This is a genomic window from Ralstonia sp. SA306, assembly GCF_054792405.1.
On record NZ_CP096451.1, the window covers coordinates 755,214 to 766,196 of the forward strand.

Below are 10,983 nucleotides of genomic sequence, written 5' to 3' on the forward strand. Positions count from 1 at the left end.
CTTGCGTGCTCAGCCGCGCAGCATCAGCGGTTGGCGATGTACATGGTGATCTCGAACCCGAGTCGCAGTTCGGTATAGGCGGGCGTTGTCCAGTTCATGTCTCCTCCTTGAGGGTTGGCATAGTTAGTGAGTGCACTGCGTTGTTCAGCGGCTGACGCAGGCGTTTGCCGAACACAGCCGCATCGTCATCAAGGCAACATCCATGCCCACTTCCGACTGGCCAACCACGTCTGCCCGCATCAACCTGCGCACACCGGACGGCCATTGCCTGCATGTGCGCCAATGCGGCCGCGACAGCGGTGAGCCGTGGCTGGTGCTGCACGGCGGCCCGGGCAGCGGTTGCGCGCCCTCGATGGCCGCGTGGTTCGATCCACTGCTGCATCGCGCCGTGCTGCCGGACCAGCGCGGCGCGGGTCGGTCACGACCGGCCGGCACACTACGGCGCAATACGGTGACGGCGCTGCTGGCCGATCTTGAGCAACTGCGCGTCGCACTTGGCATTGAGCGCTGGGGCGTGGTTGGCGGCTCATGGGGCGCAGCGCTGGCACTGGCCTACGCCGATCGCTTTCCCGATGCCGTATCGGCGCTGGTACTGCGCGGCGCTTTCCTGACCGGTTTCGACGATGTGCAGGCGCTGTTTAACGCGCGCGGCGCCGGCCGTGATCTCTTGCAAAGCATCGACGGGCGAGGCGAGGGTTTTCCCGCGGCCCGTGGTCGCCTTTACGTTGCAACAGACATGTTGCAGCTTGGGACAACTGTTCAGAAATTGAACATCGCCAGGGCGTGGCAGCGCGCGGAACATCGTTTGTTGGGTCTGCAGCCGCAGGCACGTCGCCAAACCTGGCAACAGCGCATGGCCCTGGTGCGCAAGTACCGGTTGCAGGCGCATTACCTGTATCGGCGGGCGGGGCTCGGGAAATCGGCGTTGCTGCGGGCGGCTGCGCGTATCGGCGCGAGGGGATTGCCGGTGACGCTGCTGCATGGGCGGGAAGACAACGTTTGCCGCCCCCGGAATGCGCTGCTGTTGTCTGCAGCGATACCGCATGCGCGGTTGGTCTGGGTGCCGGGCGGGCACCTGGCGGTGGGGGAGATGGCGAAAGCGCTGGGCGCCGCCATCCGTGCGTCGGCGTGGTCAGTCGGTGTCTGAGGGCAAGCCGCCGGCCTCGTCAATCCTGCGGTAGATCGTGTTGCGCGAAATGCCGAGCGCCTTCGCAGCGGCCGAGATATTGCCGTTGTGCGCCTTCACGGCCGCCATGATGGTCATGCATTCCACATCGGCAAGCCGCTTGGGCTGGGGGCCGCCAACGGCTTGATGCGTGACCGGCGGCACGGCTGCTGCCGGCGCCGGCGCATTGTCCGCAGCCGGCTGGTCGCCATGGCGCGCCTGCCAGTCTTCAAGAAAATCGTCGGGCAGATGGTCTTCGGTGATTTCCGGCGCGCCTTCGGCCATCAGCCGGGCGGTGCGCAGCAGGTTGCCGAGCTGGCGGATGTTGCCGGGCCAGTGGTAGCTGCGGAACATCTGCATCACGGCTTCGCTGATGGGGGGCGCGTCGGCCTGTTCAAGCTTCAGCAGCTTGTCGGCCACCACGTCCAGGTCGGTGCGCTCGCGCAATGCCGGCAGGCGCACGACCAGACCGTTCAGGCGGTAGTAGAGGTCTTCGCGGAACTGCCCGCTGGCGACCATCTCGCGCATGTTGCGGTGGGTCGCGCATACGACCGCCACGTCCACCTGGATGAGCTTGTTGCTGCCCAGCGGCGAGACCGCGCGCTCTTGCAGGGCGCGCAGCAGCCGGGCCTGCAGGTGCAGCGGCATGTCGCCGATCTCGTCGAGGAAGAGCGTGCCGCCGTTGGCCAGCACCATCTTGCCGATGCCGCCCTTCTTGCGCGCGCCGGTAAAGGCACCTTCTTCGTAGCCGAACAGTTCAGATTCAATGAGCGCTTCCGGAATCGACGCGCAATTCACGGCGATGAAGGGGCCGGCATGGCGCGGGCTGTCGGCGTGGATGGCGCGCGCAAGCAGTTCCTTGCCGGTGCCGGTTTCGCCCAGGACCATGACAGGGATGTCCTTGCCGATGACCTTGCGCAGCTTGCCGATCACGGTCTGGATCTGCGCGTCGCCGGTATCCAGCGCCTCCAGGCTCGCCGGCTGCCGGGATGGCTCGATGTAGGCCCGGCGCGGTGCCGTGTCGCGGTCGATCGAGAGATCGGCGCCAATTGGGCCGCCCACCATGCGGTTGGCCGGCCGCTTCCATTCGACGCGCGCAAACACCTTCACACCGCTGGGCAGTTGCAGCTGCATGACGCCTGCCGCTGCGCTGCGTTCCCGGTCGATCAACTGCGACATCGACAGCCCGAACAGCGACGAAAAGGTATGTGCATGCAGCGCGCGGATCGACAGGCCAAGCTGGAATTCGCCGCTGCGGTTGGCCGACAGGAAACGCCCCGCCGGCGTAAAGGCCGCAATGCCCTCGACCAGCGTGCCGATGAATTCCGGACGCGAGTGGAAGTGGATGCACACCACGTCCTGGAACGTGTTGGCGAACAACTGGTTCTCGATCATCTGCGCCGACATGCGCACCAGCGCCATGGTGTGCTTGTGGAAGCCGCGATGGTCACCCGTCACGTCGAGCGCACCCACGGTGGCGCCATACGGATCGAAGATCGGCGCACACGAGCAGGTGAGGAACTGGTTGGCCTGCAAGTAGTGCTCGGAGCCGTGGACCAGCGTGGGTTTGCCATCGGCCAGCGCCGTGCCGATGGCGTTGGTGCCACGGCTCGCCTCCGACCACAGCGCGCCCGGCTGCAGGGCCACCTTGCTGGCCTGGGCCAGGAAATCGTCGTCCCCCATCGAATGCAGGATCAGGCCCGAGGTGTCGGTCAGGATCACCATGCTTTGCGTGTTGACGATCTGGCTGTAGAGCGTCTCCATCACGGGCAGCGCGTGCGTGAACAGCGATTGGCTGCGCTCGATCTCGGTCTTCAGCTCGTTGTGCAGCACCGGGCAGAAATCGGGCGATTCATAGGGTCGCAGGCCGTAGGACTTGGATCGCTCGTGCGACTGCGCGATCAGTTCGGGCTGATCGTTCGGGGCGTCGCCGAGCGTGGCCGGGGCGTTCTCGGAAGCGCGCGGGTCGGCTGCCGCGTGAGGGGTCATGGTATGTCTCCTAAAACCTCGCCCGCAATCTATGTGCGGGTCGCCCGGATCGCCTCATTTAACCAGGGTGCGAACCGGAAGTGTTGCGCTATGAAGCAAGACCCTTGCCAGGGTGTTGCATTCCTGAGCACCTTTGCCAACCGATGCATCCGGTATCCGGAGCGTTTGGCGCACGTTGGCCGTGTCTCCCGGCAGATTTTCGACTTGGTATGGCTCTTGCAGAAATGCCTCCAAAAATCGTTTCAACGACAACAAGGAGACACTCTTGAAAACGCCTCGCAACTCGCTCGCGCTGCTTTCTGCCTGCGCACTTCTGGCCGGGGGATTGCCCGCAGCCGCATCCGCTCACGGCGATGTCACGCCGCAAGCCGTAGACACACACACCTTACCGCAACTCGGCGCCGATTGGCGTCAGGACAATCCATACAGGACGGGGCCCGCACATGACGAAGCGCTGCGGATCGGCTCCTCCGGGTTCAACCAGAACTGCGCGCGCTGCCATGGGCTGGAGGCCATCTCCGGCGGGATCGCGCCCGACCTGCGCAAGCTCGACACCGACTGCATGTCGCTGGCCGACGCCAAGAAGAAGGAGGCTTGCTACGGAGAGGTGTCGCAATACTTCACAGCCACCGTCCGCCACGGCCGCACGCGCGACGGCCGTGTCTACATGCCGCCGTTCGAAGGCGTGCTGACCCAGGAAGCGGTCTGGTCGATCAAGACGTATCTGGAATCGCGCCGCGTACAGGAGTAGTAGGTCGGCCAGCCACAGCTGGCAGCTTTGCGAGCCGGCGCTGTTCCTGCCTTCGTGTGCGTCGGCTCGCTCATTTTTTCCGCCTGGAGATGTCTCATGAACGCCCGTTCTCGGTTGGCCGCGGCCGGAGTTTTTCGCCGCCTTGCCAGCCTCCTGCTTGCCGCGGCAGCCATGGTGGTGAGCGCCGCGCCGGCGCACGCCGATATGGCGAAGATCCGCCAGAGCGGCGCCCTGAAGGTCGCCCTGTACAAGGGTCTACCGCCGTTCTCCGATAACGTCGGGGGGCAATTCAGCGGCATCGACGTGGCGCTTGCCAATGCGCTCGGCAAGCAGATGGGGCTGTCCGCGTCGTTGCTTCCCTTTGATGCGGATGACGACGGCATGTCGGGCGACCTGCGCAACATGGTCTGGAAGGGGCATTACCTGGGGTACGGCCCAGCCGATGTGATGCTGCATGTGCCGGTCGACCCGAATTTCATACGCCAGAATGGCCAGGTGCTGATCTTCGCGCCGTACCTTCGCGAAGGCTACGTGCTGGTGTACGACAGCGAGCGCGTCCACAGGGTCAGCCGTTTCGAAGACCTCGCCGGCCAGGCGACTGGCGCCGAGCAGGGATCGGGCGGTGCGAGCGCGCTGCTTTCCAGCGCCAACGGCGCCCTGCGCGACAAGGTGAAGATTTATCCGGAGGCCAACGAGGTCCTGCATGCGCTGTTCTCCGGCCAGATTGCCGCGGCAATGGTGACGCGGGCGCAATATGAAAGCGCGCTGAAGACGCAGAATCAATCTGCCACACGCTTTGTGGCGACCGAGCTGCAGTCGCCGCTGCTGCCCGCACGCGGCTGGGCAATCGGCATGGCCGTCAAGGCGGATCAGCGCGAACTGGCGCAGGCGCTGGAGAGCGCGCTCAATGCACTGCGCGCCAGCGGCGAGCTGCAGCGCATCTTTGCGCAATACGGCGTCTCGATGGTGGCACCGTAGGCGCCACCGCCTGCACCCGGAGCCGAACGTGTCGACGTACCTGACGCACTGGCCGTGCGGGCTGGCCGCCCCGGCCAGTTCACGCGCTACGCTTTCTCCGCCGCGGCGTGCTTGGAGGGCAGGGCACTCACGTTGTCGTCGAACGGCGAATCCACTGGGATCTTCGAGAAGTGGTGGATCTTCGGCGCGTGCGAGTCGTCGACCTGTGCGTCGTGCGGGTCGATGAAGGACATTGCGGTGCGGCGCTTGAGCATGTGCGAGTCGCGCGATTGAGATTCGCGCCACAGCTCGGCCGTGAACTTGAGACCGGCGCGCAATGCGTGGGCGCTTTCCTGCTTGCCCTTGCGCTGGTCGGAGACGCGCTCGATGCCCTTCTTGACGACGTCTTCCAGGAATGTGAGACGGGCGCGGTAATAGTCCGCGTGCATTTGTGCATCCATCACGCGCTGCTCTGCCTGGTACAGCTCCATGCGCAATTCGCTTAGCGCGCGTTCGGCCTGCTTCTCGGGAGAGGGTGCGTGGCTCAAGGCCCAGTTTGCAATCCACCGCAACATGGTCAAGCCCTCCTGTCTTGCGGTGTCCGCCGCCGGTGGGAAGACACCGTTTACTGCCCGCGCATTGATCGGAAGTGATCGCCGCTTGCCAAACAGACTAGCAAAAAAAGCGGGGCGATTGCGCTAGTCCACCTGCATGCCTGTTGTGAAAAGGAAGCATGGTCCGTTTGGCTGAGAGGCGCGCGGGCCAAGTTCTGGTCTCATAGGCAGATTGCCTCGCGTGCACAGGTCTGCGAGGAAAACGTCACCTGCCTGCGCAAGCGATTGCGCACATCGCGGCGCCCGATCTTGGACGCGATGTCAGCGGAACCGGTACGTAAGCGAGGCCATGGCCGTGGTCTGTTGGCGACGCTGCATGATCGGGCTGTCGGCGGCATCTCCGTGCAACCGCGCAACCGTGAGCGAGCCATTGGCCGTCCACCGGTCATCGAGCTTGCAGGTGACGATGGCGTTGAAGTGGATGTCGCGCAGCCCCGCATGCGTGGCAAATACCGGCAGGCCCGAACGGGCGCTTTGCCCATCGTCCACGCCAAAGAACGTACGCATGTACTGACCGTTCGTCCACGACACGCCGGTGCCAAGGCTGAACAGCCAGCGGCCGACCGGCGCGCTTGCGTAGACATCGGCATTGGCGATCAACCCTTGGCGGTTACCGAGGATGTCCTGCTCCGCATCGGTGGACAGGGTGAGGAACGACACCGTGTACTGCGCGAACGCCTTTGCGCGCACCGTGGCATTGACGTTGCCCAGACCATTCAGGCGCGCGTCGTCATGCGCATGGCGCCACGTCGGGTCGAACTGAAAGTTGCCGCCCACCTGCCACGTGTCGTTGTTGGCGAGGTACACGCCGGCAAAGTCCATCCCCTTGGAAAAGAACCGGCGCTTGTACTCGATCTCCTGATCGATCCACGGAAACACGAAGCTCGATTTCGCGCCCGGATACTTGGGCGACACGTAGATCGCCGGGCCCACAGCAATGCTCCAGTCGCCGGCTTCGGCGCTGTTCTTTGCGCTGCTTTCCGTGCTGGCGGCGGGTACGGTCTGGGCCTGGGCGGTGCTGCTCAATGCGCCGATGGTCATCAGAAGGAAGAACGCAAAGCGGGGCAGGGCACGCGAAGACAGCGGCATGAGAGAGCAGAAATTCGAAAGGAGTGTGAGCGAAGGAAACGGCGGGCACGCCATTCTAGTGGAACCGCCGGAATGCCGGATGACGCTGCAAGGGGGCACTCGGCGGGGCGGATGGCCACCCTGCCAGCGTTATCCGCTTGGTAGGGTGGCGTGACCTGATGCTAGGCGGGCGCTGACTACTTTGCGTCCAACGATGACGGTTTCGATTGCCGCACGCTCAGAACCGCACAAACAGCTTGACGCCGTCTCCCAGCTTGCACGTGTACGAGACCTGGCTTTGCAGCGTGTAGGCGGGCATGGCGAAGATGTACGAGGCAAAGCGCGCGGTGCCATCGGCCGTGATGGTGTAGCGCAGGAATTGTGTGATGGGCGCACCATCACGGCCGACGGTGAAATGGGTGTCGGCGAAGCTGAGGGTGTGGTCCGGCTGGATCCGGTACGCATTGACCGTGAGACCGCCGCGCGTCTGCCCAGCAGGCGTGGTGTTGGTGTCGCCCTTGCAGCGCGTCAGATCGATGGTTGCTGTCATGGGCTTGCCGGCGCTTAGCGCCTGTTCGGCTGCCAGCACGTCGGGCAAGGGAATGGTTTGAGCGCCGGCGAACAGCGGCAGGGTTGCAAGGGTTGCTAGCGCGGCGAAGGGCAGCGTGATCGGTTTCTTGGTCTTTGGGCGCATGCGTGAGATGAGTCGCAGGGGGCGATAGACAAATAACCCTGCCCCGCCATGCAAGCCGGACCGGGCGGGGAGACACGCGTGGATCGTAGAAGAGATCATGCTCACCCACAACGCGAGATCGCGCCCCGATGCTCAACTTTGCTCATCCAAATAAAAAACGCCGGGAGTGCCCGGCGTTCTTCATGGCGCGGCTGCCTTATTGCTTGGCCGGCGCAGCGGCCTTCGGTGCCGAAGCAGCGTCGGTCTTGGCTTCCGACTTGGCTGCAGCCTTGTGGGCCTTCTTGTGGGTGCGCTTCTTCTCGTGCTTGGCTTCAGCCTTCGGTGCCGAAGCGGCATCGGTGGTCGTCGCTGCAGCGGTCGCAGCCGGTGCAGGTGCCGCGGCCGGTGCGGACGCGGTGCCAGCTGCGAACACGGGGGCTGCGAAGGCACCAGCAACGATCAGAGCGGCCAGGGATTGAGCGACTTTCATGTGAGACTCCTTAAACAGATACAAGCGGGATATTGGGACTCCAGATACATGGATCTCGTCCCATTTACGATCCATGCCTCCAAAAACGTCTCACAGTGAGAGCGGGCTGACCGCCGTTTGTAAGCGTTCTGCCGACGGTGTAAGCGCGCGTAACAAGGTAGGTTCGCTGCGTCCAATGTCTGTTGCGATGGGTTGAGACACATCAAGGCCAGGCCCTGCGCATCGGCGTACCGTCAGGCGTCGGGTGGACAACCGCTGACGCGTACACCACACTGCGTGGTGATGCGTGGGCCATTTCGATGTCAGGCCGCGCATTGCATCGCGGGCGTGGGAGCGCATTGGGTCACGCTCCATCCGATACCGGTAGCGCCACAAACCAGTCTCTTCTATAAGGACAACACGATGAACAAGCTTCTGGCCGCCCTCGTGGCTACAGTCTTCAGCGCCGGCGCGTTTGCGCAGGCATCCGCACCTGCAGCAGCTCCGGCACCTGCCACGGCCGCGCCGGCACCCGCCGCGTCGGCACCTGCCGCAGGCGAAAAGGCAACGCAACTTCAGAAGAAGAAAAAGAAACGCGACCATCGTCCGAAGCATCAGGACAAGAGCGCGTACGGCGTGGGCGGCTGATCTGCTGTAGCCCGTCGATTTTCTGCACACCAAAGCGCCGGCCTCCGAGAAGGGGCCGGCGCTTTGTTTTGTGCGAGCCGAAAAGATTCACGTTAAAGTCGCTTGACTTAGAGTGCGCTCTAACTTCTAAGCTCCGTTCATGACCACATTCCTGACCATCGCCCAAGTTGCAGAAGCCAGCGGCCTGTCGACGCATACGCTGCGCTATTACGAGCGCATCGGCCTGCTCGACAGCGTGCAGCGACGCGATAACGGCCATCGTGTCTTCCGCACCGAAGACATGAGGTGGCTTGAGTTCCTGCTGCGCCTGCGCGATACCGGCATGCCGATCGTGCAGATGCAGGAGTACGCTGCGCTGCGGCGGCAGGGCGATAGTCTGGAGAGTGTGTCGGCGCGCCAACGCCTGCTGGAATCGCATGCCGCGGCGCTGGAAGCGGAGCTGCGCGCACGGGCCGAAACGCTGGCCGTGCTGCGCGTCAAACTCGTCGTCTATGACGGCATCCGGGCTCGGATTGAAGCCGTGGAAAACGCGTCAGGCTCCGCTTCCTCATCTTCCAAATCGAAACACCAGCCGAAACGCCAACCGAACGAGGACGCGCATGACACCGAACACGCACACAGCACAAGCCGCAAACCACGCCAACCTGCAGGACGACCGTTACGCACGCGGCTGGCAAAAGCTGAAGGAAGTCGATGATGTGGCTGGCGAACGCGTGGTCGAGGCCATGGCCGACATCTCGCCTGACCTCGGCCGCTACATCGTCGAATTCGGGTTTGGGGATGTTTACTGCCGCCCGGGCCTGACGCTGCGCGAGCGCGAGATCGCCACCATTGCCGCGCTCACGGCGCTGGGCCACGCGGCACCGCAGTTGAAGGTGCACATTGCGGCGGGGCTCAACGTCGGGCTCACGCGCACGGAGATCACCGAGACGATCCTGCAGATGGCGCTATACGCGGGCTTTCCGGCGGCGCTCAACGGCATGTTTGCCGCCAAGGAAGTCTTTGCCGCTCACGACGCCGAGGGCGCGGCCCCGGCCGGCGGATCGATGCGCCGCGAAACCAGCAACTGATCGATCCGGTGGTTGTCGATATCGAGCACTTCAATATGCAGTGGCCCGATGTCGACGGTTTCGCTCTTCTTGGGAATGCGCTTGAGCGCGTAGATGACTAGCCCGGCGAGGGTTTCGACGTGGTGTTCGCCGGGCAGGTCGTCGAGGTCGAAGGCGCGTTTGACGTCGCCCAGCGGCGTGACACCGTCGATCAGGCATGAGCCGTCATCGCGACGCACGATCTGCTCGTCTTCGCCCAGGTACAGGATGTCGCCCATCACCGCGCCGACAATGTCGTCGAGTGTCACCACACCCACCACCAGCCCGTATTCGTTGACCACCGCGCCAAAGCGCTCGTGCATCTCGCGAAAGCGCGTGAGCGCCTGCGACAGGTTGAGCGTGTCGGGCAGCACCAGCAGATTCTTGTCGTAATGTTTGCTGATGTTGCGGATCACGGCGGACGACTCCTCCGACAGGATCTGCTGCAGGATGTCCTTGGACGCGATGAAGCCGAGCACCGAGTCGATGTCTTCGCGGCAGACGAGGTATTCCGCGTGCGGCTGCGCAATGATCTTCATCTTGATCGACTCCACCGGTTCGTCCACCGTGAAGTAGATCACCTCGTCGCGCACGGTCATCACTGAGGTGATCGTGCGTGATTCCAGCTCGAACACGTTTTCGATCATGGCCAGTTCGTGCTTGCGCAGCACGCCGGCTTGCGCACCTGCGCCCACCATGGCGGCGATGTCTTCGGTGGTGATCTGGTCGACACGGTGCGTCGGCACACCAAACAGCTTGAGGAACATGTCGGCTGCCCCATTGAACAGCCACACCACCGGCCTCAGCGCGCGCAGGCACGAGTGCATCGGGCCGATGATCGACATCGCGCAGCGCTCGGGGTAAAGCACGGCCAGGCGCTTGGGCAGCAGGTCGGCAAAAAGAATGAACAGCCCCGTCACGATGATGAAGCCAACGATGCTGCCGATCCGTTCAGCGCGGGCGGCCGGCAGCCAGTCACTCAACCACGCGGCCAACGGCCCCGAGATCTGGCTGTCGCCGATGACACCGGCCAGGATGGCCACCGCATTCACCCCGATCTGCACCACGGTGAAGAAGTTGCCGGGCATGTCCTTGAGTTGCAGCACGCGCAAGGCGCGGGTGTTCCCGTCGTCTGCCAGGGTTTGCAGGCGCGTGCGCCGCGAGGCCGTGAGGGCGATTTCGGAAGCAGAAAAAAAGGCGCTGATCAGGATCAGTAGGGCAAGGATGAGGGCGGACATGGTGGCGGGGGCCGTCGCGGCAAGTCGCGTCGTTGCGCAGCGACAACTGCACGGTCGCGTGGAATGTGGCTTCGAATGATCATGGTGCAGCCCCGATCGCTTTGTCAAACCACGGCGTGCGCGGGTGATCTCAAACAATTGTTTATGTCCGAGGAGGATAGACGGCCATCCAAAATGTGGTTTGCCGTGTACCCACGCCATCGGCGATACTTCACCTTCGGACACATTGTCTCGGTATGCCTTGCGGGGCCTGCGTTTGCGGGCGGCAGCCGTGAAGAAAAACAGCGGTTCCGGACGGCGTCATCACAGGCGCCGATCTTCAG

General features: G+C 63.7%; 13 protein-coding genes. 6 read left to right on the top strand and 7 right to left on the bottom strand.

Annotated elements, in window-relative coordinates:
- Positions 1-23 precede the first annotated feature (23 nt).
- On the bottom strand, positions 24-98 hold the full coding sequence (gene pqqA / locus M1D44_RS03625; protein ID WP_009277446.1) for a pyrroloquinoline quinone precursor peptide PqqA: 75 nt from the start codon (positions 96-98) through the stop codon (positions 24-26).
- Between the two features lie 104 nt (positions 99-202).
- On the opposite strand from pqqA, the gene M1D44_RS03630 reads away from it, so the two are divergent.
- Entirely contained in the window at positions 203-1,147 is a 945-nt protein-coding gene (locus M1D44_RS03630) for an alpha/beta fold hydrolase (protein ID WP_024975098.1), read from the top strand.
- Here the strand turns inward: M1D44_RS03630 and M1D44_RS03635 are convergent.
- Positions 1,133-3,154 (bottom strand): sigma-54-dependent Fis family transcriptional regulator, encoded by a 2,022-nt coding sequence (locus M1D44_RS03635; protein WP_316853143.1) that lies wholly within the window; start codon positions 3,152-3,154, stop codon positions 1,133-1,135. The two genes, M1D44_RS03630 and M1D44_RS03635, sit on opposite strands and share 15 nt — an antisense overlap.
- Positions 3,155-3,419: 265 nt before the next feature.
- On the opposite strand from M1D44_RS03635, the gene pedF reads away from it, so the two are divergent.
- Complete coding sequence (pedF, locus tag M1D44_RS03640; protein WP_024975100.1) at positions 3,420-3,905, top strand: cytochrome c-550 PedF; 486 nt, start codon at positions 3,420-3,422, stop codon at positions 3,903-3,905.
- A 96-nt stretch (positions 3,906-4,001) separates the two neighbouring features.
- Entirely contained in the window at positions 4,002-4,883 is an 882-nt protein-coding gene (locus M1D44_RS03645) for a substrate-binding periplasmic protein (protein WP_112184005.1), read from the top strand.
- 86 nt (positions 4,884-4,969) lie between these two features.
- On the opposite strand, the gene M1D44_RS03650 is transcribed toward M1D44_RS03645, so the two are convergent.
- The 4 genes from M1D44_RS03650 to M1D44_RS03665 all read right to left on the bottom strand — a co-directional run bounded on the left by M1D44_RS03650 (position 4,970) and on the right by M1D44_RS03665 (position 7,707).
- Complete coding sequence (locus tag M1D44_RS03650; protein ID WP_316684066.1) at positions 4,970-5,410, bottom strand: hypothetical protein; 441 nt, start codon at positions 5,408-5,410, stop codon at positions 4,970-4,972.
- Between the two features lie 327 nt (positions 5,411-5,737).
- Positions 5,738-6,565 (bottom strand): MipA/OmpV family protein, encoded by an 828-nt coding sequence (locus M1D44_RS03655; protein WP_316853144.1) that lies wholly within the window; start codon positions 6,563-6,565, stop codon positions 5,738-5,740.
- Positions 6,566-6,782: 217 nt separating this feature from the next.
- Positions 6,783-7,238 (bottom strand): VirK family protein, encoded by a 456-nt coding sequence (locus tag M1D44_RS03660; RefSeq protein WP_316853145.1) that lies wholly within the window; start codon positions 7,236-7,238, stop codon positions 6,783-6,785.
- 196 nt (positions 7,239-7,434) lie between these two features.
- Positions 7,435-7,707: a hypothetical protein gene (locus M1D44_RS03665; RefSeq protein WP_024975105.1), complete on the bottom strand. Its 273-nt coding sequence runs from the start codon at positions 7,705-7,707 to the stop codon at positions 7,435-7,437.
- 402 nt (positions 7,708-8,109) lie between these two features.
- On the opposite strand from M1D44_RS03665, the gene M1D44_RS03670 reads away from it, so the two are divergent.
- The 3 genes from M1D44_RS03670 to M1D44_RS03680 all read left to right on the top strand — a co-directional run bounded on the left by M1D44_RS03670 (position 8,110) and on the right by M1D44_RS03680 (position 9,404).
- Positions 8,110-8,334 carry a hypothetical protein gene (locus M1D44_RS03670; protein ID WP_024975106.1) on the top strand — a complete coding sequence of 75 codons (225 nt, stop codon included), beginning with the start codon at positions 8,110-8,112 and terminating at the stop codon, positions 8,332-8,334.
- Between the two features lie 139 nt (positions 8,335-8,473).
- A complete protein-coding gene (locus M1D44_RS03675) occupies positions 8,474-9,031 on the top strand; it encodes a MerR family transcriptional regulator (RefSeq protein WP_316853146.1) in 558 nt (185 codons plus the stop codon).
- Complete coding sequence (locus M1D44_RS03680) at positions 8,934-9,404, top strand: carboxymuconolactone decarboxylase family protein (protein ID WP_316684062.1); 471 nt, start codon at positions 8,934-8,936, stop codon at positions 9,402-9,404. The genes M1D44_RS03675 and M1D44_RS03680 overlap by 98 nt, the downstream gene beginning before the upstream one ends.
- Here M1D44_RS03680 and paeA read toward each other — a convergent pair.
- Positions 9,344-10,660 (bottom strand): polyamine export protein PaeA, encoded by a 1,317-nt coding sequence (paeA, locus tag M1D44_RS03685; RefSeq protein ID WP_316853147.1) that lies wholly within the window; start codon positions 10,658-10,660, stop codon positions 9,344-9,346. The genes M1D44_RS03680 and paeA overlap by 61 nt on opposite strands.
- Positions 10,661-10,983 lie beyond the last annotated feature (323 nt).